This window comes from Beggiatoa leptomitoformis, from assembly GCF_001305575.3.
GTDB lineage: Bacteria > Pseudomonadota > Gammaproteobacteria > Beggiatoales > Beggiatoaceae > Beggiatoa > Beggiatoa leptomitoformis.
Genome location: NZ_CP012373.2, coordinates 3,387,090 through 3,410,634, shown reverse-complemented (window position 1 = coordinate 3,410,634; position 23,545 = coordinate 3,387,090). Strand labels below are relative to the sequence as shown.

The 23,545-nt window shown below is 40.6% G+C and carries 17 protein-coding genes; 5 read left to right on the top strand and 12 right to left on the bottom strand.

From position 1 onward, the window contains the following. Nucleotides 1–57: 57 nt before the first annotated feature. Nucleotides 58–1,449 carry an MATE family efflux transporter gene (locus tag AL038_RS14395; protein ID WP_062153954.1) on the bottom strand — a complete coding sequence of 464 codons (1,392 nt, stop codon included), beginning with the start codon at nt 1,447–1,449 and terminating at the stop codon, nt 58–60. Between the two features lie 274 nt (nt 1,450–1,723). Here AL038_RS14395 and AL038_RS14390 point away from each other — a divergent pair, with 274 nt between their 5' ends. Continuing rightward, nucleotides 1,724–2,923 (top strand): MFS transporter, encoded by a 1,200-nt coding sequence (locus AL038_RS14390; protein ID WP_062153952.1) that lies wholly within the window; start codon nt 1,724–1,726, stop codon nt 2,921–2,923. A 117-nt stretch (nt 2,924–3,040) separates the two neighbouring features. Here AL038_RS14390 and AL038_RS14385 read toward each other — a convergent pair whose 3' ends face one another. The 5 genes from AL038_RS14385 to AL038_RS14365 all read right to left on the bottom strand — a co-directional run bounded on the left by AL038_RS14385 (nt 3,041) and on the right by AL038_RS14365 (nt 9,530). Then, nucleotides 3,041–3,658, bottom strand: a complete 618-nt coding sequence (locus AL038_RS14385) for a PulJ/GspJ family protein (RefSeq protein WP_062153950.1) — start codon at nt 3,656–3,658, stop codon at nt 3,041–3,043. Next, nucleotides 3,643–5,652 (bottom strand): hydrogenase 4 subunit B, encoded by a 2,010-nt coding sequence (gene hyfB, locus AL038_RS14380; RefSeq protein ID WP_062153948.1) that lies wholly within the window; start codon nt 5,650–5,652, stop codon nt 3,643–3,645. The genes AL038_RS14385 and hyfB overlap by 16 nt, the downstream gene beginning before the upstream one ends. A gap of 30 nt (nt 5,653–5,682) precedes the next feature. Then, nucleotides 5,683–6,795 (bottom strand): sensor histidine kinase, encoded by a 1,113-nt coding sequence (locus tag AL038_RS14375; RefSeq protein ID WP_062153946.1) that lies wholly within the window; start codon nt 6,793–6,795, stop codon nt 5,683–5,685. Between the two features lie 218 nt (nt 6,796–7,013). Further along, nucleotides 7,014–8,150 (bottom strand): hypothetical protein, encoded by a 1,137-nt coding sequence (locus tag AL038_RS14370; protein ID WP_062153944.1) that lies wholly within the window; start codon nt 8,148–8,150, stop codon nt 7,014–7,016. 21 nt (nt 8,151–8,171) lie between these two features. Continuing rightward, nucleotides 8,172–9,530 carry a DUF4139 domain-containing protein gene (locus tag AL038_RS14365; RefSeq protein WP_062153942.1) on the bottom strand — a complete coding sequence of 453 codons (1,359 nt, stop codon included), beginning with the start codon at nt 9,528–9,530 and terminating at the stop codon, nt 8,172–8,174. Between the two features lie 261 nt (nt 9,531–9,791). Here AL038_RS14365 and AL038_RS14360 point away from each other — a divergent pair, with 261 nt between their 5' ends. Continuing rightward, nucleotides 9,792–10,889, top strand: coding sequence for an efflux RND transporter periplasmic adaptor subunit (locus tag AL038_RS14360; protein WP_062153940.1), 1,098 nt, complete (start codon nt 9,792–9,794; stop codon nt 10,887–10,889). A 72-nt stretch (nt 10,890–10,961) separates the two neighbouring features. Here AL038_RS14360 and glnE read toward each other — a convergent pair whose 3' ends face one another. Together glnE and hisC are read right to left on the bottom strand one after the other, a co-directional pair. Continuing rightward, nucleotides 10,962–13,859, bottom strand: coding sequence for a bifunctional [glutamate--ammonia ligase]-adenylyl-L-tyrosine phosphorylase/[glutamate--ammonia-ligase] adenylyltransferase (glnE, locus tag AL038_RS14355; protein ID WP_062153938.1), 2,898 nt, complete (start codon nt 13,857–13,859; stop codon nt 10,962–10,964). 172 nt (nt 13,860–14,031) lie between these two features. Next, nucleotides 14,032–15,114: a histidinol-phosphate transaminase gene (gene hisC, locus AL038_RS14350; protein WP_062153936.1), complete on the bottom strand. Its 1,083-nt coding sequence runs from the start codon at nt 15,112–15,114 to the stop codon at nt 14,032–14,034. A 398-nt stretch (nt 15,115–15,512) separates the two neighbouring features. Here hisC and AL038_RS14345 point away from each other — a divergent pair, with 398 nt between their 5' ends. Continuing rightward, nucleotides 15,513–16,793, top strand: coding sequence for an HlyC/CorC family transporter (locus AL038_RS14345; RefSeq protein WP_062153934.1), 1,281 nt, complete (start codon nt 15,513–15,515; stop codon nt 16,791–16,793). Between the two features lie 51 nt (nt 16,794–16,844). Here AL038_RS14345 and AL038_RS14340 read toward each other — a convergent pair whose 3' ends face one another. The 4 genes from AL038_RS14340 to AL038_RS14325 all read right to left on the bottom strand — a co-directional run bounded on the left by AL038_RS14340 (nt 16,845) and on the right by AL038_RS14325 (nt 21,677). Beyond that, nucleotides 16,845–17,972 (bottom strand): NAD(P)/FAD-dependent oxidoreductase, encoded by a 1,128-nt coding sequence (locus AL038_RS14340; RefSeq protein ID WP_062153933.1) that lies wholly within the window; start codon nt 17,970–17,972, stop codon nt 16,845–16,847. A gap of 156 nt (nt 17,973–18,128) precedes the next feature. Next, nucleotides 18,129–20,354 carry a SpoIIE family protein phosphatase gene (locus AL038_RS14335; RefSeq protein WP_062153931.1) on the bottom strand — a complete coding sequence of 742 codons (2,226 nt, stop codon included), beginning with the start codon at nt 20,352–20,354 and terminating at the stop codon, nt 18,129–18,131. A 15-nt stretch (nt 20,355–20,369) separates the two neighbouring features. Further along, nucleotides 20,370–21,233, bottom strand: coding sequence for a phosphate/phosphite/phosphonate ABC transporter substrate-binding protein (gene phnD / locus AL038_RS14330; RefSeq protein ID WP_062153929.1), 864 nt, complete (start codon nt 21,231–21,233; stop codon nt 20,370–20,372). 180 nt (nt 21,234–21,413) lie between these two features. Further along, nucleotides 21,414–21,677, bottom strand: coding sequence for a hypothetical protein (locus AL038_RS14325; protein WP_062153927.1), 264 nt, complete (start codon nt 21,675–21,677; stop codon nt 21,414–21,416). A gap of 373 nt (nt 21,678–22,050) precedes the next feature. On the opposite strand from AL038_RS14325, the gene AL038_RS14320 reads away from it, so the two are divergent. Continuing rightward, a complete protein-coding gene (locus AL038_RS14320; protein ID WP_062153925.1) occupies nt 22,051–22,836 on the top strand; it encodes an ABC transporter permease in 786 nt (261 codons plus the stop codon). After that, nucleotides 22,837–23,544, top strand: coding sequence for an ABC transporter ATP-binding protein (locus AL038_RS14315; RefSeq protein ID WP_062153923.1), 708 nt, complete (start codon nt 22,837–22,839; stop codon nt 23,542–23,544). Nucleotide 23,545: the final 1 nt, after the last annotated feature.

Genomic DNA, 23,545 nt, shown 5'->3' with positions numbered 1-23,545 from the left:
TCAGAATTTCCAATATTAACAATCTTGAAAATTCTGATTCAGACCCTCTTTTTATCCCTAGACCATTATCGCCCGCGTTTCTAGCTGAATCGTTACCCAATGATTAGAACGATAACGGTAAAGCATAAGCATTGCTAAAACCACCATGTAAACAAACGTACCAAGCCAAATGCCCATTAATGGCGGTGTAATGAATAAAGAAAATATTATCGACAGCGGGAACATAACGATAAGAATACAAGCTAATAAGAATAAAGTTGGTATTCGTGTATCACCCGCGCCATTTAATGTTGCTCTGATAATAATCCCAATACAATCAAATAACTGATACAAAGCCATTACTTTAAAGACATAGGTTGCTTCGGTAATAATAACAATATCTTCCGTAAATAAGCGCGCAATCTCCGCACCAAAAAACCACAATGGAATCCCCAATATTCCCATGTAAAGACCGCCAATAGAGAGAATTTTATAGGTAGTTAAACGCGCCAGTTCAGGACGGTTTTCCCCTAAAAATCGTCCTGTATAAGAGGCGGCTGTAATGCCTAAGGCAAGTCCGGGGAGAAATAAAACTAAGGTAAACTGCATACCAATATTATTAGCCGCCAACGCCGTATCTCCCAATCTGCCCGCAATGACACTTAACCCTACCCATGCAATCAACTCTGTAAAATCCCCCAATCCTTGAGGAAATCCCACCCAAAAAATTTGTTTAAGCAAATTCATATCAGGACGTTGCCAATAACGCAGGTGAAATTGCTGTCGATTTTCGGCAGATATCAACGTTATTAACATAACAAATGCACCCACTGCTTGCGCCAAAATAGTCGCATACGCACTGCCTGCTACCCCTAATGCTGGCATTCCCCATTTACCAAAAATCAACGCATAATCTAAAATCACATTGATAACTAATACTATCAAGGAGATGTACATGGGAAAAGTAGAGTTACCAATGGCTTGATAAAACGATGTATATAATATGAGCAACAACGTAAACGCCGTTCCCCACACTAATACTTGTAAATAGCTCCATGCGTATTCCGCAACCATTGGCGATAATTGTGCTAACTGGCTAAAAATTGGAAAACTTTGAATATAAAGAAGTAATAAGGGCAAGCCCATGATGGCTAGTAATTGATAATGAAACAGGATTGAACCAATTTTATGCTTTTCTTTTGCCCCAAATAAACGGGCAATAAAGCTGATGGAACTGCGCATAATCCCCACCATTAATATCCAGCCTATCAGGTAAATACCCGCCGCAAAGGGAATGGCTGCAAGTTGTGCAGCACCTAACCACCCCATAAATATGGTATCGGTTAAATTCATCAGTGCATTCGTTACCAAGCCCAACACCAAGGGCAATGCGAAACGCAAAATCTCATAAATAGTGGGGGGTTGTGAATTCAGTTGTAATACAGAAACATTATTGGTCGATAAGTTCATAGAAAACACAAGGTAGTGAAAAAAATACTGATTAATCATGAAAATGGGCTGAATCAGAATTGACAGATACAAATAAGTCTAATAATCCTAAGAATTTTGATTTGGACAACGCTTATCAGGAAAATGACTTATCCTTACTTCTTTAGTGTTACCAAATAAAAATCCTGTTTATCCGTTAATTCTACTATAGCGAATGTCTAATATATTCAGTATTTTTATGCTAAAAAATAGGATTTCAATTTTTAAATATGTTTAACACGGTGAGTTATATCAGATGTCACAGCGCAACATTATATCAATCTTAATCTGTGGAGTTTTATTGGTCTCCATCAGCATGGGGATTCGCCAAACTTTTGGCATATTTCTCCGCCCTATAACGCTAGATTTAAATATGAGTCGGGAAATGGTGGGCTTAGCACTTGCCATGCAAAATTTATTGTGGGGGGTTGTTCAACCGTTTGTTGGCTATTTCGCTGACCGTTACGGCAGTATGCGTATTATGTTTGTCAGTGGGTTATTGTATAGCGTAGGTTTATTACTCACGACACTCAGTTATAACGCACTGACGTTGCAATTGACATTAGGCATGTTGGTTGGGCTTGGATTAAGTGGCGTTACTTTTGCGGTTGTGTTGGGAGCGGTTGGGCGTGCTGTCAGTGCAGAACGGCGTAGTTTAGCATTGGGCATTGTTACCGCAGGCGGTTCATTTGGCATGTTTATTTTTGTTCCTGCGGGACAAGCCTTGTTATCCACGACAGGATGGATAAGTACCTTTGTCGTAATGGCATTATCTGCCTTATTAATGCCCTTATTAGCCTTAGGATTTGCGCAGGATAAACCCGCCCGCACTCAAAACAGTATTGAACAATCATTAAAAATGGCGTTACGAGAAGCACATACACATAGCGGGTTTTGGTTGTTAAATCTGGGGTTTTTTGTCTGTGGTTTTCACGTGGCATTTATCGCAATACATTTACCCAGTTACTTAACTGATAAGGGTTTAACACCAATGACAGGCGCGACAGCCCTTGCGCTAATCGGTTTTTTTAATATTTTAGGTTCTTATGCCTTTGGTTGGTTAGGCGGACGTTATCGACAAAAATATGTGTTGAGTTGGTTATATTTTATTCGGGCGATTGTTCTTAGCTTGTTTATTTATTTACCAATAACACATTATTCTGCATTGATTTTTGCAGCTACCATGGGCTTTTTATGGTTAGGAACGGTGCCATTAACCAGTGGTCTCGTTGCGCGCATTTTTGGCACACAATATTTTGCGATGTTATTCGGAATTGTGTTTTTTAGCCATCAAGTGGGCAGTTTTTTAGGCGCGTGGTTAGGCGGTTATGTCTTTGAACAGACAGGGTCTTACGATATTATTTGGTTACTTTCTATTGCGTTAGCGGTTATTTCCACAATTGTACATTTACCCATTTTGGATAGACCATTAGCACGGTTACAAGCGGCAATATAAGGATTTTATTTAAAAATTAAATCTTTCTTTGTTAATATGGCGCGCAAGCAGATGGATAACACCGTTTTAAACCGTGTTATCCACACTACATTCATAACAACTTTAGTTTATCAGGCATCACTCTGAATTATCTTCAAGTAAACGATAATCAATCGGTGTTTGGTCTTTTGCCAATAAAGGCACTATCCAAGCAAATGATTGCTGTCGGCGTTTGCCTGATAACAAAATAGCACGGGGCAGTTGAGGGGCTTCTACCCCTAATGTTTTAGGCGGCCACTGCTCAAACCATTGTCCATCCCGTGTAAGATAACGAAATTCTCCCTCATTCCCTTGCCATTGAGCAACTTGCCAAGCGACTTCATTTGATGTTTGTTGGTATTGTAAGACGACTGTGTCAGCAACATGATTTAACGTCCATGAAAATACCGTCGGCACACCTGCGTCTGCGTCTAACCCCGCAACGGTCAAGCCACTAAAATGCGTGCTATCTCCCTGAAAAACATGATTAGGTTCTATATCTTTATAATCGGCAAGTGTACTGCTGACGGTACTACGAAACCAATATTCTTGTAATGCACCTTCTTGTAAATCTTCTAGTTGTTCAACAAAACGTCCTTGTAATTGCAATATAAACCCTAAGCCTTGCATTAATAACACACTGACAAAACTGCTGATAATTAAAACAACCAGCATTTCTAATAAAGTAAATCCACGCTGATTTAGGTAATAACCCATAACAAAATAATTAAAGTAAAAAATGAATAAGCAAGATAAACCCGTATGTTACCCGTTTGTAAACGGCTCACCAGACGAGAAATAAACAATACGGTGCGTCCAATCGGTTCATATAAGGCTGTCCATGAATGGTCAGTAATACTCAGTTGATAACGAATTGCACTACTGTATAACGTCTTGTTTTTACTTTCTTCAATAGATTCATCTATACGCCAAATAGGTTTAAAAATTCGCCGTATGGGCATCGCAAAAGCAGTTGCGGTGTATTGCATCCGAGCAGTCGGCTCGCCAAAACCGCATTCCCACGGACGGGTGAGGCGGGTTTTTTTCCGTCCCCGTAAAAATAGATATACCAACGCCCAAACCATCGCAATAGAAAGGATAACCAAGGGAGCGGAATAGGAAGCAACATGCGGAGCGATAGGCGTGAGCCATAACCACCCGCCCGCTGAAGCACTGGGTAATCCAACCCCCAGTAAATTTTGAGGAATAGTATCGATAAAACTGATGAGATTCGTTGGTAAAATGCCTAATAACAAACAGAGAACCGCTAATAATCCCTGTCCTACCTTCATACCCCAACTGGTTTCACGTGCATGTTTGACGTGACGGGTGCGCGGTTGTCCTAAAAAAGCAATGCCATAAAGTTTGACAAAACAGGCAACTGATAGCGCGCTCGTTAAGGCGAGTAATGCCGCACTGAGGGGAATTAATGCCCGCAGAACACCACTATCAAGGCTAGGTGCTTGTAAGGCCGCTTGAAAAATCAGCCATTCTGAAACAAATCCATTAAATGGCGGCAGTGCCGAAATGGAGAGTACACCGATTAAAAAGAAAAACCCTGTGTAGGGTAGGCGTTTGAGCAAGCCCCCCATGCGTTCTAAGTCTTTTTCATGGGTAGTATGAATAATTGCACCCGCACCCAAAAATAATAACCCTTTAAAAACAGCATGATTTAACGCATGGTAAAGTGCGGCAAGTAGCGCGAGTGAGCCAATTAATGGGCGACCAATGGCAATAAATAACAGACTTAAGCCTAATGCAATGCAAATAATCCCAACATTTTCAATGGATGAATACGCAAGCAAGCGTTTAACATCGTTTTGCATGAGTGCGTATAAAATCCCTAATACCGCAGATGCAGCCCCCACAATTAATAAAATAACGCCCCAACTCCAATGCGGTTTATCAATTAAATCAAAGCTAACACGGATTAAGCCATAAATCGCTACTTTGAGCATTACCCCACTCATTAAGGCAGAAATATGCGAGGGGGCAACGGGATGCGCTTCAGGTAACCACGCATGAATAGGAATAAGCCCCGCTTTCATCCCAAATCCAAACAGTGCTAATCCAAAAACAATATCTCCCCACAAGGGGGCAATATGCGCACTACGCATAGCATCAAAACTCAATCCATCCCCTACATTCGCCAACACACTAAATGCCATCAGGATAGAGAGCGCGCCAACGTGCGCCATCAGTAAATATAAAAACGCAGCACGACGATTTGCCGATTGTAGATGTTGATAAGCGACTAAAAAATAACTGGCTAGGGACATAATTTCCCAAGCAATCATAAAGAAAAATGCGTCATCAGCTATTAAAACCAGCAACATACCCGCGATAAATAAGCCCGTAAACAAGCCTAAGACAGACAGCGGATATTGCCCATGCGTAAACTCACGAACATAACCGGGAGCATACAAACTCACAGCGGTAGTAACAATGCCAATGATGATGCAAAAAAAACCAGCTAATGGGTCTAAACGCACATGCCATGCGAGCCAAGGCAATCCTAAGGGAAATTGGGTAATAATCGGTTCATTATCATTTAAGACTAAACCACCCCCTATAATTGCGCAAATACCTGTTATTCCGAGAAAAATAAAAGAACCATAACGTAATAATACAGAGTAACGATCAGCCCCTAAAGAAACCACACTTGAGAGCAAGGCACTAAAAATTGCAAGGGTCACCAAAAACAAAGACAAAAGAACCTCCCCAGAATATTTTATTTTCCGTTAGTTACAAGCAGGCAGGGTGAAATAAAAGAGACTGCCCTGTCCTTTCTCACTTTCTACCCCAACTGTCCCGCCCAATTTTTCCACAATTTGTTTAACAATTGATAAGCCTATGCCATGTCCATCAACACGACTGGTTTGTAAGCGGGTAAAGGGGGTAAATAAGCGATTTTGTTCTTGCGGTGTTAGACCTTGCCCACTGTCACGTACCCAAAAACGTACCATACCATTTGCCAATAAATCAGAGCCGATAACTAATTGTGGCGGGGTTCCCCCATATTTTAAGCCATTGCTCAAATAATTAACCCATACCTCTTCAATCCATGGCGTATAACCCAGTGCAATACACCACTGTTCAGGTAAGGTAATATGAGCATTATATAATTTTACCAATTGTGCTAATCGGTTTTGCACCATAGGGGCAATAATTTGGTGCATATCCACAGGATGCATTTCTACTTGTTTCTGATTTGACACACCCGCTAATAACAATAATGCATTAATAATACTTAGCATTTTATCGCCAGCACGTTCTATAACGGCTAAACGCTCTTGGACTTTACCATCGACAACTGTCCCCGCAGGCAAACATTCATGTAACAAGCGGGTAATCATGATAATCCCATTGAGTGGATTTTTTAAATCATGCGCAACCATGTGGGCAAATGTATCTAACTCTTTATTTCTAACCTGTAACTCATTATTTTGTATTTGAATATATTGTTGTTGCTGACGTAACTGTACATGGGCATTAATACGGGCTAATACTTCTTCATGATGAATCGGTTTAGTAATATAATCAGCCGCGCCTAACTTAAATCCTTTAACTTTATCAACAGTATCTGTTAAAGCGGTCATGAAAATAATTGGAATTTCGCGCGTATTTTCATCACTTTTTAAGCGTTGACACACCATAAACCCGTCCATACCGGGCATCATCACATCTAATAAAATTAAATCAGGGCGAGCATGTTCTAATACCTGTATTGCGGCTTCACCATCTTGCGCAACCAATACTGTAAAACCTGCATTACGTAAAAAACCAAAGAGAACAGCCACATTATCGGGCATGTCATCCACGACTAAGAGTGTTACAGAACCAGCGTTAACCATGCCATATCCTTTATTGTGTCAAAAAACCGACTAAAAATAATCCGCAAGCATTGTCTGAAGGATAAAAAAAGTATCTTCCTTAAAATGGGAAAGGGAGAAACGTTTCTAATCCTAACCCTTTCCATGAATGGGCAGGGCTAGGAATAAAAGGGATTCAGTTATCATTCAATGATGTTACTTGATGACACACCCTAATGATATTGACATTATCAACCGTATTAATTCTGTATATTGCGTTGCGTATAACCATAATTAACCAATGTTTTTCCTTTAGCGGGTATTTCCACTTCAAAGGTAATTTCTTGATTATGTTTGCGTTGATAAGGATGAGAAAACTGCCGCATTTCCCATTCTGTCGGCATGGGTTCACGTAAAGTTAACAGTGCAGGTTGGGCTTTAAAGTTTTCAATTTCCACCTGCATATCCACGTCGATATCATACAAAACCCGTTGATTATGATCATTGCGTTTTTCATTGGAAATAGTTTCTTTCATTTTCTTCTGGGTCACGACAACATCACGACTTTGCCCTGTTGTTAGGCGCAATATCTGCCCAACCGGTGTAAATGTCGCGTTATCTTCACCTAAAAAAATGCTACTCCCATGTCCATCATCACTAAACACACGGGTTTTTCCATTCCATAACGCATGTTTTCCCAAGCCTTTTTCGACTGTGTTGTGGATTTCATAATGTACAGGAATGCCAACATTATTGCCGACATCTTTCGGATTCCACGGTAAGACACTCGCATCAAAGGTAAAGCGTTTTTGAATGGGCAAGGCGGGCGCGTCAAAAAATTGCATCCGTTTGGTCTCGCCTGTTTGCACGCTACTTTCAAACGCAGAACCATAATCTAAGAGAAACCGCGTTGTAACCAGATTTTCCCCTGAAAAGTTGCGTAAGACTAAAAAAGAAGTTAAATCCAATGCCGTTTCGTCTTTATTGACAACAGCTTGATAAGTGACTAATCGGTCAATATAATTTAACAAGTAATTAATACGAACACGCACTTGTTGCCCGACAGGGCTTGCAATTTCCCACATTAACGCGGGTTCATTCGGTGGATAACTGACGCTTAGAATTTTTACGGCTTGGGGTTCTTCCAACACCATTAAACGAATAGAATCGGGTTGAATTTCTACACCTTGCCACGAAAAATCAACTTGATTTACCCCCGCTTGCAGGGTTAATACCCGTTCTTCTGCCAACAGTGTCGCGCTTGGATTATCTAAACGCACTAACGTTGCTTCACGCTCAGGCAATGCAACCAGTTTAATTCGCGCCCATGCGGGCTGTATGCCACATAAACCAACAACTAATAATGCAATGCACGCTTTTTTCATGCGTTTCATCATGATATTCCCCCTATTTAATTCTTAACGCACTTGACGACGTTCCCCTTCACGCAAGGTGAGGGTGTAATTGATGGTTTTTTCCGTATTTGCGGGTAACGTAAAACGGTATTTAACCGTATCTATATCAAATTTCTCATAATTACCCACAATATCCGCAGGATTATCAATAGTCCAATAACTGTGTTCAAGATGGCGGAAAATTTCTATATCGACAGGTAATGCCCGATTATTTTGTAACTTCACTTGCCACGTTTGTAAACGGTCATAACCCGATATATTTCCTTTACGGTCAAACATATAGTTAGCTGTATGATATTCTAACAATAAAGGTTCAACCTTCACCTCACGCGCCGCGCCTAAGTTCAATTCAACTTCTTGGTTTACAGGAATATATTGATTCATGGTTTCACCAACATAGCTTAATTGCTGTTGCTCTGCAAGCTGTTGATAAACCATTAATTGACCATCTGGCAAGGGAATTTCCCCTAACTTATGTGCCGTATCATTTTTGAAAAACAAAAAGTATTGGGTATTGTTGCCGTAACGTCTTTCGTCGTAACGATACAAGGGTTTAACAGGAATATCTTCAACTGATAAAGATAACAAGCGTTTTCCCCACCCATCATCAATAGTCTCTGTCCCTTCAATCGTATAGAGAAAATATTCAGAGAGACCTTCTTTAATCACCGTTTTTGCTTCTGCCTTCTCAGCGGAGGCAATAGCAGAACGCATTGCTTTACGCACGGGAACGGCAGCGTCCTCCATCATGCCTGCGCCCATTAACATCGGGGCGGGAGAGGGCGGTAATAGCGGCGTAGGTGAACCATAAGGCGGATTACGTTGCGCTAAGGTGGCAATCTCTTCTTGTAAGTTAATTTGTCCTACGATTACCCGCGTTTGTGCATTGGTATAATCCTCACCGCTGCGATTATCCACACGGACATAATTCTCTAAACGCATGGTTTTTTCATCAGGGGCAAGCGTTGCCATATAAAAGGCTCGCCATGCAATTCCCGATGTAAAAAACGTAATTTCTACAGGAACTTCCCCAGCAACTAAAGATTCAATCGTCCACACCGCCGAGCCTTCTACATTAGGCGGGTAACTGACTTCTAATAATTTCACTTTCCCTTGATGTTGCGGTGCATCCAAATAAACAGAAGTCGGGTCAATTAAGGTATTGACCCAGCTAAATTCCAATTTATTTATCCCTTGTTTCAGCGTCAACGTTCGCTGTTCACGCACAAGGGTTAAATCGGCACTGTTATAAATGGTCAGTTGCGTTTTATCCCGATTTGGCAGGGTCACTAAATCAATCTTTGCCTGCACACTGGTAGATAGAAACGCGCTAACAAGTGTGGCATATAGTGCAATACGCATGTTATCTCCTCTAAAAATAAGCTGTTCTATGACAGATAAATAGTTGCCTAACTATAGCCTTTCATGCCTAGAGTTTCCATTAAGTGCATCCTATCCAGCACGGATAAATTCCCATTATTGACTTGATGATGGCATTTTAAATGATATGATTAATTAAAATTCACTGAGTTTATTAAGATTTATTTTTTTACCCGTGTATAACATATATAAATCAAAAAACTGAGTGTTTGTCTTTATTATAAATTTTATGAGTGTGTAACAATGCGTATTTTTGCCAAAAACCCCTATCTACTCGCAATTATCCTGAGTTTATCGCTGGTTGCATGGTTAGCTTCAGGACAATTTAACAAAGCCTCTGCCTCCCGAGAAGTTGCAGAAAAAACCCCTTCAAACCTATCAAAACCCTCTCCGTTAGAAGTTCGGGTTCGTGAGCAACAAGCGGAAAAAACCACCCGTGAATTGGTCTTAACAGGACACACAGCCCCTGTGCGTGTCACGAAATTACGCGCTGAAATTGAAGCCCGTGTGATTGAACTACCTGTTGAACGCGGTTCACGTGTTAAACAGGGGGACATCATTGCAAAATTGGCTATAAACGACCGTCAACACCGTATTACTGAAGCACAAGCCCTTGTAAAACAATATGAGAATGACTATGCCGCTAAAAAAGACTTAGCCAATAAAGGTTTTCAAGCACAGTTGAATCTAACGGAAGTTTTAGCCTCCATAGAATCGGCAAAAACACAATTAAAACAAGCCCAAATTGCCCTAGAAAACACCGTTATTCGTGCGCCATTTGACGGCATGTTAGAAACGCGACCGTTAGAAGTGGGGGATTATGTCAGCGCAGGTGATATGGTTGCAGAAGTGATAGATGAAAGCTCTTTTCTTATCTTAACGGAAGTGACGGAACGCGAAAGAATGCAATTAAAAGTTGGTATGCCTGCAACGGCGGTGTTAATAACTGGTGAACAAATCACAGGAAAAATTCGTTTAGCTGCGTTACAAGCTACAACGGCAACGCGCACCTTTCCACTAGAAATTGAAGTCCCTAATGCAGATAAACAATTGATTGCAGGGGTAACGGCTACATTACAAATTCCAACGGATACGGTGATGGCGCATAAAGTTTCGTCGGCATTGTTAGCCTTAGACGATGCGGGAGTGTTAGGCGTTAAAACCGTAGATGAAAAGAATCAAGTTGTGTTTTATCCTGCAAAATTTGCCCGTGCAAATACTGACGGTATTTGGCTAACGGGCTTACCTGAAAAATTGCGTTTTATTACGGTAGGACAAGGCTTTGTGCGCGCGGGTGATGAGGTAAAACCCATTCCTGAAAGTAGCATCAGCACTTTGTAACATGCGTTGCTTGAAAGAAGAATAACGGATAACACAGCCTAATGCGGTGTTATCCCTATTTTTACAGATAAGCTATTCAAGTAAAATAATTTTTTGCCACCAATGGCGCACTTGTTGGCGATTTTCCACTAATACGTTGGGTTCTAAATAAGCCGCTTGATTTTGTAATGCCAGCCGATGCGTTTCTGCACGATATAAATGATATGCCGAGCCTAACTGTTCACTGGCTAATTCAGGAATTAACTGATGTTCTGCAAGGCGTTTTAACATCGGAATAACCCCCGTTGTCGTGAGTAAATTTGCATAATCATGCGACCAACGCAAAGCTGCATATTGAATTATAAACTCAATATCAACAATACCGCCATAACCTTGTTTTATATCAAACTTATCGGTAGTGCTTTTATCTAAATTACTCCGCATTTTCTGGCGCATTTCCAACACATCCAAGCGCAATTTTTCAGGGTCCCGCGACAAACTCAAAATTTCATGACGAATCGTTTCAAAACGCGCTAAACATTCAGCATATCCCGCGATTGCTCGCGCTCGTACCAGTGCTTGATGTTCCCATGTCCATGCGGCTTGATGTTGATATTGATAGAAGGCATCAAAACTACTGACTAATAGACCTGACGCACCACCCGGACGTAAACGCGGGTCAACTTCATACAATAACCCCCCCGCCATATTTGTTACTAAAATATGGATAATCCGTTGAGCTAGTCGGATAAAAAACACACTGTTTTCTATCGGTTTATCACCATCTGTTTGTTGTGCATCGCCTTCGCTGTCATGCAAAAAAACAATGTCTAAATCAGAGCCATAACTTAACTCTATTCCGCCTGCCTTCCCATAAGCGACAATGCAAAAATGGGCGGGGCGTTTTTGCCCTTGTACAATACACTGGGGGCTACCATGCTTCGCGCTTAAATAATCCCAAGCCATCCGCAATGCGCGTCTAACCAGCGTATCTGCAATAGCGGCAAGATAATCACTGGCTATCATTGGGGTCATATTGCCCGCAATTTCTTCTGTCGCTACCCGCATCACATTAGCGCGTTTAAATTGGCGCAAACAATCCATCTGCATTTCCAAATCATCAGCAGGTAAATGTTGCAGTAAATTGTTTAACTCATTATCTAACTCATTTGGTTTGAGCATATCGTACAAACCACGATGGTCTAATAATTCGTCCATTAACAGCGGATAACGTGTAATTTGTTCCGCAATCCATGCACTGTTTGCGCAAAAATACACCAACTGTTGCAACACCATTGGGCGTTCAATCAATAACGATAGATAAACACTCCGTTGGGCAATAGAACTAATCAGGTCGAGCAAGCGTGATAAGGCAAGGTCTTTTTGTGCTACGGTACTAACAACCTCTAACAGTAAGGGCATGAGCTTATCTAGCCGTTCCCGTCCTTGCCGACTCAGCTTTTGTAATGCGTGTGAATGCGCAACGCGATGTAAATGTTGTAACGCCTCATCTGGCTGTTGATAACCCGTAGATTCTAATAATGTCCGTTGTGTTTCATCAGGTGTTGCAGGTAATCCACGTAGCCAAAATGCTTGCCAAGGATTTTCAACGCTTACTGTGCTAGTATCTAACGGCGTGATAACTGTTTGAAATTGCGTATGAACTAGTGTTTGATGGTCGGCTAAGACAGCGGAAAAATCAGCCCAGTCGGTAAACCCTAAACTCCACGCTAAACGCAGGCGATTGAGCGCGTCATCGGGTAAGGTTTGAGTTTGACGGTCATCAATCGCTTGTAAATGATTTTCGGCAAGTCGCAGAAATAAATAGGCTTCGCGTAAACCTGTTGCAATAGCTGTTGATAAATAACGATATTTTTCTAGCTGTGTTAATGTAGTGAGTAAATGCCGTTGTTGCAGTGCGGGCTGTCGTCCACCACGGATGAGCTGAAATGTTTGACAGGTAAATTCAACTTCGCGGATGCCTCCCATACCCAGTTTAATATTATTTTCTAAGCCTTTACGTTTAGCTTCTTGGTCTATCATCGCTTTCATATTGCGTAATGATTCAAAGGCGTTGTAATCCAAATAACGCCGATAAATAAACGGACGCAACATATTTAAAAGGGTTTGTCCCGCCTTTTTATCACCCGCCACAACCCGTGCTTTTATCATTGCGTAACGTTCCCAATCACGGGCTTGTAGTTGATAATATTCTTCTACTGCATTGAAATTTAAAACTAATGAGCCACTATCCCCAAAGGGACGTAAACGCATGTCGACGCGAAATACAAAACCATCGGCGGTAATTGTATGTAAACTATTAATTAATTGTTGTCCTAAGCGGGTGAAAAACTCTTGATTATCACGGGCGCGTCCTATTCCGCCAACGGTTTCGCCCCCTTGCGGATAAACAAAAATCAAATCGATATCAGAAGAAAAATTTAGCTCTTGTCCGCCGAGTTTGCCCATTCCTAACACGATTAAAGATTGTGGTATGCCCTCTTTATCGCAAGGTGTGCCAAATTGTTTGCATAATTGCGTATATAAACGGGTTAAACTGCCGTCAATTAATGCGTCCGCTAGATTTGATAGTGATTTTAAAGTTTCTTCAACCGAAGCCCAGCCTGTTAAATCGCGCCATGCAATACGTACCATTTCCCGCCGACGGAATAAACGCAGTTTTTGCATCAAACTGATTTCATCTAAGGTTTCGCCTAAAAAATCGTCTAGATGGCTAGGATAGGCTTCGGGCGGTGTAAATAAATCGCCTGTATTGATTAATTCTTCTAATAGTTGAGGATATTGCACACAGTGACGCGCAACAAAAGGGCTACAGGCCCAAACCAGTGGCAGTGTTTCTGCAATGGTTGCTTGTCGTTCAATCAGTTGTTGTTGTGCGGGTGTTGCACGTTGGCAAAAATCTTCCCATAAACGCTGGGCTTCTATTTGTAGTAGTGCGGGTAAAAGGATAATTTTATCTTTTATATTCATGGCTTAGTCAAGGTAGTTGTTATTATTTTTGCTAAAAACGTTGTGTTTCTTAAAACCGCTAAAATTTTCTATTTGAATAGCTATTAGCGTTTTTATTAATTACCCGCTGGTTAATCATATTAGCGTCTATATTACGATAAAATATCATAAGATAGACGCAAGTATCTTTTTTTTACGCGGTTAATGCCATCCGTAAGCCTGCCAAAAACGCTTGATTCTCTGTTGCTGTTCCTACCGTCACTCGCAAGCAATTAGCTAATAGTGGATGTCCACCGTCTAAGCATTTAATTAAAACGCCTTGTTGTTTTAGGTGTTCAAAAACGGCTTTTGCATGAGGAACACGGAATAAAATAAAATTTGCTTGACTGTCCCAAACATGGAGATTTTTTAGCGTCCGTAAGTCGGCTAGTAATTGCGCACGGTCGCGTTTAATTTGTTCAGTTTGCGCTTTGAGCGTTTTGTAATGTTGTAAGGCAAATTCTGTACTTAGTTGTGTGAGGACATTGATATTATACGGTAAACGGACTTTATCAATTTCGTTTAACCATGCAGGCGCACCAATCAACATGCCCAGCCGTAAGCCTGCCAGCCCTAATTTAGATAGGGTACGCATAAGTAAAACATTGGGGTAACGATTGACCAGTGACAATAAACTGTGTTCTGCAAAGGGTTCATAGGCTTCGTCGATAATCACTAGACCTTTTGTTGCTTGGATAATTTTTTCAATATCGTGTTGTGAAAATGCGTTACCCGTTGGATTGTTGGGGTAGGCTATAAAGGTGAGCGCGGGTTGATGGGTGGCGATGGCTTGTAACCATGCGTCTAGTTCAATAGAAAAATCCGTTGCATGTAAAGGAATGCCGACATAACGCATGTTAATGAAAGTTGCAATCATGCGATACATAACAAAGCTGGGTTCTGGGGCGAGCAATACGCGATTTTGTCCGCTAACGGCCATCACCAGTAGTTGAATAATTTCATCAGACCCGTTACCCAGTAGAATATCTAATTCATCAGGAATTTGCATAACGCGCCGTAAGCCCCCTTTAACACTACTTGCCGCAGGGTCAGGATAGCGGTTAAGTTCGGCTTCTCGGAGGACGTTTAACCATTGTTCAACAAGTGTCGCATCCCAACGGTAGGGGTTTTCCATCGCATCGAGTTTTATCATCCCATGTGCGGGGGGGACGTGGTAAGCGTTTAGTTCACGGATTTCAGGGCGTATCCAATCAGCAACAACAGAAGAGTTAGTCATAGTGTGTAATTATTTGATATTTTATCGAGTCAGGATAGTTTGAGGAAATTTTGTTAGTGAATACTGGTAAATCAGTTGGTTATAAAGCGTGTATGGTTTAATAATGACTGAGTTGGTATAAGGTGATAATGTAGGGTTTTAGGCAAAAAGTATGAATATTTACTAGCCTGCTTAGTTTATCTATTTATCAGGATAATAAGGTGATTAGCCTATAAATAGGTTAGCGTAAAATTTTTACTAATGGTCTATTGTAACTTATTTTTTATGGTATTAATTAAGGATAGGCTACAGATTATCTAGGGTATTAAACGCACTACTGGTGTAATAAGCATCTTTCATCTATGTTATAAAATAATGCTAAAATAAACCGTCTTCAACAACATAAGAGTTTACATTCCTTGACTGATATACCTTTAAGTGTTCTATTTGGCATTTTAGTTTTCTTAATTCTGTGTTCTGCATTTTTCTCTGCCTCAGAAACCAGCATGATGGCAATTAATCGGTATCGTTTACGCCATTTAGTCGCAAAAAATAATAAGGGTGCGCAGCGGGTACAGACACTTTTAGATCGCCCTGACCGTTTGATAGGTGTTATTTTACTGGGCAATAATTTTGTTAATACGTTTGCATCCTCTATTGCAACCGTTATTGCTATTGAGTTGGTTGGTGATGCAGGAATTCCCATCGCCGCCACTATCCTAACCATCGTTATTTTGATTTTTGGCGAAGTAACTCCGAAAACATTAGCAGCGGGTTATCCTGAACACATCGCTTTCCCTTTTTCAATTATTATTAAGCCATTGTTGACCCTACTTTATCCGTTAGTGTGGGCAACCAATATGATTGGGAATGGGATGCTTGCCTTCTTTGGGTTTCCAACCACAGATAAAGATGGTCATCGTTTGAGTCGTGAAGAGTTGCGCACGGTTGTACATGAAGCAGAAGGAATTATTCCTAAACGTCACCAACAAATGTTGTTAAGTATTCTTGATTTAGAAAAGGCAACTGTTGAGGATATTATGATTCCTCGTCACGAAATTGTTGGCATTGATTTGGATGATCCGATTGATGTGTTGACTGAACAACTGACCATCGTACAACACACGCATTTACCGCTTTATCGAGAAAGTATTGATAATGTGTTTGGTGTTGTTCATATTCGTAATGTTGTCCGTTTGTTTAAAAATAAAGAGTTGACTAAAGAAAACTTGGAAAAAATTGCGCGCGATGTGTATTTCATTCCTGATGGCACACCGTTAAATACGCAATTATTGAATTTTCAACATCATCACCAGCAGGTTGGATTGGTTGTTAATGAATATGGTGATATTCAAGGGCTTGTAACGATTGATGATATTTTAGAAGAAATTGTTGGCGAGTTTAATACAAATCCATCTGACGCGCTCAGTCCGTCTATTCATCCGCAAGAAGATGGTAGTTATTTGGTTGATGGCAGTACAAATATTCGGGAACTCAACCGCGCAATGCAATGGCATTTGCCAACGACTGGCGCAAAAACCTTAAACGGTTTGATTTTAGATTATTTAGAAATTTTTCCTGAAGCAGGAACAAGTTTGCGTTTAGAGGGTCATGCCATTGAAATTGTGCAAGTCGCAAATAATGTTATTAAAACAGTAAGGATTTATCCCCTATCGCATATAACAACATCGGCGCATTGAAAGACAGAAATGCTGGATGTCTGTAGGGGCGAATAGCATCGCCCCTCAGCATTAGCGGTATTGCCGTAAATACCAGTATTCAAATATACGTTTTGCCCAATGTAATAAGCGGTTAGGCGATAATAAACGGACTTGTTTGTCATTACGAAACACAAGCATCCCTTGATTTAAACTATCCACAATGCAAACCAACTCGTGTTTAAACGTATGCGTGGGTGTTTTGCCTGCCATTTCTAGTAATAAGTTTTTTGCTGCTGTTGTCGCTTGTAATTCTGCCATGTGCGCTTGTTTAGGCAACCAATCAGGGGCTACATAACTGCCACCATCCCCTGCAATATAAATTTTTTCAAAGCCAGAAACTTGACATTTTTCATTCGCTTTAATAAATCCGCCTTCGGACAAGGGTAAACCACTGGCTTCTGCCCATGCAGGCCCTGTCATTCCCGGCATAAACAGGGTTAAATCACTGGCAATTTCACCGCCTTCTGTTAGAACTTTATTGGCTGTAAAGCCTTGCATTTTGTGTCCTAAATGCGTTTCTATACCACGTTTTGCCATCTCAGCTAATAACGCAGTCACCGCTTTTCCACCTAATCGTTGACCGGGTGTTGTTGAGGGGTTAAAAAAGATTAGTTTGAATTTGTCGCGCCGTCCCTGTTGACGTAATAAGGTATCGATACCGAGTAAAAATTCAAAGACAGGTCCACCACGCACGGCAGAAGGTTCTTTTGGGTTGGCAGAAAATCCAAAGGTTAATGTGCCTTTTTCTAGGGCGTTGAGTTTATCGGTGTAGGCTTTAATCTCTTGAAAGCCACCACAAGGCAAATAACTGTGTTCTAAGCCTTGTAATTTTTTAATAAATTGCCCGCCAGACCCAATAATTAAGCCGTCAAAAGCAAAGGTATTTTTATCTGTTTGAACAATGTGCGCGACGGGGTCTAACCCTGTGACTGTGCCTGTCTGATAAGTTACTTGGTAGCGGGCGAAAAATTTATCGAGTGGAATCGTTAAATCTTGTTCGTTCCGTAATCCTGAAGGAACCCAAATAAGGCTGGGATAAAAAAATAGGGTAGGACGCGGGGCAATCAGAGTGATGGGGCTGGTGCAACCTGCTTGTCGCAGGGTTTTTACTGCACGTAATGCCGCAAAACTCGAACCCAAAATAACAATAGATGACATGATGTTGTTCTCTGAAAAATACATTAGATTTCTCTAATATTATATATTGATTCCGACAATGAAGAACAACTTGTAAAAACGATAGCCCATTTGAATCAGAAAACAGGGTTTGTCTTGCTCTTTTAGAAATTCTGATTCAGACCATACCAATTTTATTTATGCCGATTTTAGTGCGTCAATATTAAAATAGTCAGTTAGTTGTGTGTTTTGAGCGGTTAATTCTTTTTGTTTTATCACCAGTAAGGTGACATCGTCTTGTAATTTGCAAGTTCCAATATGACGGCGTAAGTCTATGATAACGGCTTGTTGTATTTCTGTGGCATTGAGCGACCAGTGTTGGCTCACAATGTCACATAAGCGTTGAATTCCATACTGTTGGCGTTTTTCATTCATCGCCTCAGTAATGCCATCGGTGTATAAAACGATGCCATCCCCTTCGGCTAAATGGACTTCACGGTGCATGATAAAATCGGTAATATCAGGCTCTAAGCCAACCATAAAGCCTAGTGAAATCGTGTCTATTCTTTCAATTTTGCCTGTTTTATCGACATATAAAACTTCTTCATGTTGTCCGCTTAGGTGTAATCTGCCGTTATGGTAATCTATTAGCGATAAGGTGAGGTTTTTGTCACTTTGCATGCGTTGCAAATTGCCATATAAGGTGCGGTTTAAAATACTAAGGAAGTCTTTTGGGTTATCAATATGTGAGGAGAGTAGTGTTCGCACAGCGGTTTGCACCATCATCATTAAAACACCACTTTCTAAACCATGTCCCGTTACATCCCCAATACCGATTTTTATTCGTCCATTCTCTTGTAATATATCATAATAATCCCCGCCAACTTCTGTTGCAGGTTCCATAAAACTGGCAATGTCTAAGCATTCAATTTCGGCTAATTCTTCTGCTCGGGGGAGTACCATTTGTTGTAGCCGTTTAGTAATCGATAATTCGGTACTCATGCGCACATTATCCACACGTAATTGTTCATTAAGTAGCTTAATATGTTGATTTGCCTGAGCAAGCTCATTTGCTTGTTTAACGATTTGTGCTGTACGGAAGGCAACTTTTTCTTCCAAATTATCAAATGTTTCTTTGAGCTGCGTTGCCATAAAGTTGAACGAGTTGGTCAGCTCGCCTAGTTCGTCGCGTCGTTCTATGGGTAATTGTGTCCATGTTCCATTAGCAAGGTGTTGTGCTGCACGGTTTAAATAGCTGATAGGACGAATCACCCAATAAGAGATAATAAAACCTAAAACAAGGGCAATACATAGCGCAATACTTGCGAGTTCTATTGTCGTGCGTGTGTTGGCGTTAATTTGTCCCATAAAGTCTGTTTCGGGTACGACAACAACAATAAGCCAATCTAAACCAACGGCATCACGAAACGGCAAAATTTGCACGAATTGGCGTTCATCCGCGAGTAAATATTCTGTTTGTTTTGCTTCTTGAATAGTTTGAAAATCGTGAAATTGTTTTTGTATAAACTCAGCCGTTTGGCGAATGAGGGGGGTTTGACTACTCAGGGCTGAAAGTCGTTGAATTTTTTTATTCGCCGCTTCTAACGTGTAGAGTTGTTCTTGTGTAGAGGTTGCGAGGAGTTCTCCTGAGCGTTGCATAATAAAGGTTTGTCCGTTTGCACTGATTTTTAAATCGTGCAGAAAACGGCTTAAATCCGTCAGGGTAAAATCAGTTGCGACAACGCCAATCAATTTACCTTCTTTAAAAAGTGGGGTGCTGTGGGTAATTGAGAGCCAAGTTTGTCCAAAGAAGCTAAAAATCTCGCTCCAGTTTGATTTACCGACTTGTATAGTCCAATGGTCTTGTTGGGTTTGTTCGGCAGCTTTGTACCATATTTGCTGTCTGGGGTCGTAGGCGGGTACAAAGGACAGGGGTTTTTTATCATGTAGTCCTTGTGCATTCAGTAAATAGCTTTCCATATCGCCGTGCGTGGTTTGGTCGGCAATATCCACGCTTAAAACACCATCGGTGCGACGTTCTACACCAATAAACTCACCGTTAATATTTCCCAGTTGGATATAACTCATTTCATCAAACAGTTGTGTTTGTTTGAAAAAAAAGGCTTGTAAACTCGTGACTTGTTGGGCATCTAGCCAGTTTAAATTAAGTGCGTCTTGCACAGTCCGATTCACTTTATAGGGCGTTTCTAAATAATGGTTGAGATGGTCTTGAATGCGGATGCTGACAGATTGGCGGAGTTGATACGCTAAGGTATTAACGGCGGTTTGTCCTGTGTACCAAGAAAGCCCGCCAATAATAGAAACGGTCAGGAGCAGTAATATGATGAAAGGGATAATAAAAACATAGCGTAATGGCACGAGATTAGCCCAACGGATAAACCAACGGGGAATAAATTGAGTCATACATCCTTCAACACGCTATTGGCGACGTGCTAATAAGCGTTTTTCATAATCGTTCATTTTGCGAATGAAGGTGTAGTCGGCATCTTCGGCGGGTACAAAACCAGCAATTTTTAATTGTGCCAGTCCTTCTTTATCTCGGAAATTTAAGATAGCTTCTTTTAGTGCTGTTTTTAAATGGGCGGGTAAATCTGCACGATAAGCAAACAAAGCGTTAGGAATTAATTCAGAACGCCAAATAATGGTAAATTCCTCCATTGACCATGATTGACCATCACCACGACGAAAAACGTTTTCACTCACGGGAACTACATCCGCTTCCTGTGCTTTCAGGGCTAAAACAGATTTTTCGTGGCTGCCTGAATAATTAATGCTACTGAAATAGCTTGCAGGGTCTATACGTGCTTCTAAGTAAAAATACATATTAGGCACTAATGTACCACTGGTAGATTCTGGGTCGGGATATAACCAACGTTTGCCTTTTAAATCGGCAAGTGTATTGAGCCCTTTATTTTTCAGGGTGATAATTAAGCTATGATATCCTTCAGAACCATCAACACTGAGGAGACGGACAAAAGCTTGTGCATTGGTTTGTTCTGAGGCTTCAATATAAGATTTAGGTCCATAATAGGCAAAGTCGATTTTTTTTGCCTTCATTTCAGCAATAACCCCGTTATAGTCAGCAGGTACTCGTAATTCAACGGGAATATGTAGCTGTTGTCCTAAATAAGCAATAAAACGGGCATAACGCGCTTTTAAAATATCGGGGGATTCATTAGGAATAGTACCAAACACCAATTTATCGGGCAGTATCTCATCAGCAATAACGGTTATTGGTAAAGTGAGGCTCAATACTAGGGAGATGAAAACATAACGTAACATAATGAGCAGCCTTTATACTTGATAATTCAACGGTAATTAAGGCTCAGTGTATGATGTAAATATGTACAGATAATGACAAGGTTTAGGAAAAAATAAAAAACTAGCGAGGGGAATTGCGGGGAAAAGAGTCGTGTTTATACTTAAAAAAGGCGTATCCTACCCTGAGTACGCCGACAATGCTTATAACCTACTAATTTCTGCGGCATCTTCATTTTCCTTGATGATTTGAACATTATCACCAATCTTGAAGTTACCATCCTGAGGCAAAACCGCATCAACTAAATGACCACCTGTTACTTCAACAGAAACAATATACAAACCATCCGCGCCGCCAATCCAATAGACTTTCCCTGTTTTTGGCTGTTCGTCACGGCTAATTGCTTGTGTCAACGTCGCAGCACCTAACAAAACAAAAAACAAAAGTAGCGTTATGGGCTTAGCCATTAGATAAACTCCTAAAAATAAATCTTGCGAATTCTAGCAATATTACTCATAAGTCACAAGGGGTAAGATAACTGGCTTATTGTTAAAATACCTTCCCCATGCTAATCGCACCTGTACTAAACACAAGTGCTATTTTGCTTATCAACATTACCATTATAGTAAAGATATTAAGGTATCATCAAATACTTATCATACAGATAAACACAGTTAAGAATTATTTTTAAACTAATTGCTTTAATAATACGTCCCAATTTGTGCAAGCAATTTATTAATAATTTGTAAATATCCGCGCCATAATCACCATTCAGCTAATTCTTGCTACAATACACGCAATTAATCACTTCATTCCGCCCTCTCTTAGAACCAAAATACCATGTTGCAGGAAATTCAACGCAATCGACTTGCCCGTTATGGGGAGTTGATTTTGTACAAAACTTACGCCGATTTAAAAGCTGAAAGTGAACGCACCTATTTAGGCTTTTTATGGTGGATTTTTGAGCCTATTTTATACATGTCTGTTTTTTATCTATTTTTTGGTATTTTACTTGGACATGGAACAGATGATTATGTTCCCTTCCTACTGGTTGGGTTGACCATGTGGCAGTGGTTTAAATCCTGTGTAACACATGGCTCAGAAACGATTTTAAACGGACGGCATTTAATGCAACAAGTGTACTTACCAAAAGTGCTGTTTCCGATTATTTTAATTCTTACAGACACTGTTAAATTCTTATTTATTCTCGCAATATTACTAGGATTTTTATGGTTTTCTGGGTATCACCTTGGTTTTACCTATATCGCGTTACTCCCTCTCATTTTCATTCAACTACTCTTTATTACTGGTGTAACCTTTGTTATCGCGGCGATTATTCCCTTTATTCCTGATTTACGCTTTGTTATAGAAAACTTCTTGCTGGCTGTCTTCTTTCTCTCAGGTATTGTTGTAAAACCCGAAGTCATTCCTGAAGCCTATCGTGGTTTATATTATCTTAATCCCTTAGTCAGTTTAATTGAAAACTACCGCAATGTATTGCTATACGACAAAATGCCAAGCATTCCCAGTTTATTTGCCTTAACTGGAATTGCTTTAGCAATGACGTGGTTAGGGTATTCACTCATTACCCGTTTTGAATATCGTTATCCAAAGGTAATGTCATAAATGAGCGCGAATAATCTAGTTTTATCATTACGTAATGCTGGTGTTAATTATCGTCGAAAACTAGGGGTGTGGGGCGAAGAGTTTTGGGCATTACGCGATATTTCCTTTGATTTATATCAGGGCGATACATTAGGGATTATTGGACGCAATGGGGCAGGAAAAAGTACTTTATTACGTCTGATAGCAGGGATTATTCAACCCGATAAGGGAAAAATTATTTGTGATAATTCCCATCAAATCGGGCTATTATCGTTACAACTGGGATTTATTCCTTATTTAACAGGTAGAGAAAATGCCATTTTAAGCGGTATTTTGCTTGGATTGCGAAAAAAAGACATAAAAGCCCGTATGGACTCTATTATTGACTTTTCAGAGCTAGGTAGTTTTATCGACCAACCCATTGCTACCTACTCATCAGGCATGATAGCGCGCTTAGGGTTTGCCGTTGCGTTTCAAGCTGACCCCGATGTCTTGCTCATCGACGAAATTTTAGGCGTAGGTGATGCTGAATTCCACCAAAAATCCACACGCATGATGCAAGAGAAAATTCGTTCACACAAAGCCATTGTATTTGTCTCACACAACTCTCAACTGGTGCAACAACTGTGCAATCGAGTCGTGTGGATTGAAGAAGGTGTCACACGTATGCAAGGCAATACGGCAGAAGTGTTACATGCCTATCATCGTTTTCTCCACTTAGGCGAATAGC

What these genes read in the sequence shown, in the direction of transcription:
- AL038_RS14335 (WP_062153931.1), bottom strand. Translation starts at nt 20,354, where the DNA reads ATGACTCAATTTATTCCCCGTTGGTTTATCCGTTGGGCTAATCTCGTG.
- AL038_RS14315 (WP_062153923.1), top strand. Translation starts at nt 22,837, where the DNA reads ATGAGCGCGAATAATCTAGTTTTATCATTACGTAATGCTGGTGTTAAT.
- AL038_RS14325 (WP_062153927.1), bottom strand. Translation starts at nt 21,677, where the DNA reads ATGGCTAAGCCCATAACGCTACTTTTGTTTTTTGTTTTGTTAGGTGCT.
- AL038_RS14370 (WP_062153944.1), bottom strand. Translation starts at nt 8,150, where the DNA reads ATGATGAAACGCATGAAAAAAGCGTGCATTGCATTATTAGTTGTTGGT.
- AL038_RS14340 (WP_062153933.1), bottom strand. Translation starts at nt 17,972, where the DNA reads ATGTCATCTATTGTTATTTTGGGTTCGAGTTTTGCGGCATTACGTGCA.
- AL038_RS14375 (WP_062153946.1), bottom strand. Translation starts at nt 6,795, where the DNA reads ATGGTTAACGCTGGTTCTGTAACACTCTTAGTCGTGGATGACATGCCC.
- AL038_RS14390 (WP_062153952.1), top strand. Translation starts at nt 1,724, where the DNA reads ATGTCACAGCGCAACATTATATCAATCTTAATCTGTGGAGTTTTATTG.
- phnD (WP_062153929.1), bottom strand. Translation starts at nt 21,233, where the DNA reads ATGTTACGTTATGTTTTCATCTCCCTAGTATTGAGCCTCACTTTACCA.
- AL038_RS14395 (WP_062153954.1), bottom strand. Translation starts at nt 1,449, where the DNA reads ATGAACTTATCGACCAATAATGTTTCTGTATTACAACTGAATTCACAA.
- glnE (WP_062153938.1), bottom strand. Translation starts at nt 13,859, where the DNA reads ATGAATATAAAAGATAAAATTATCCTTTTACCCGCACTACTACAAATA.
- AL038_RS14385 (WP_062153950.1), bottom strand. Translation starts at nt 3,658, where the DNA reads ATGGGTTATTACCTAAATCAGCGTGGATTTACTTTATTAGAAATGCTG.
- AL038_RS14365 (WP_062153942.1), bottom strand. Translation starts at nt 9,530, where the DNA reads ATGCGTATTGCACTATATGCCACACTTGTTAGCGCGTTTCTATCTACC.
- hisC (WP_062153936.1), bottom strand. Translation starts at nt 15,114, where the DNA reads ATGACTAACTCTTCTGTTGTTGCTGATTGGATACGCCCTGAAATCCGT.
- AL038_RS14320 (WP_062153925.1), top strand. Translation starts at nt 22,051, where the DNA reads ATGTTGCAGGAAATTCAACGCAATCGACTTGCCCGTTATGGGGAGTTG.
- AL038_RS14360 (WP_062153940.1), top strand. Translation starts at nt 9,792, where the DNA reads ATGCGTATTTTTGCCAAAAACCCCTATCTACTCGCAATTATCCTGAGT.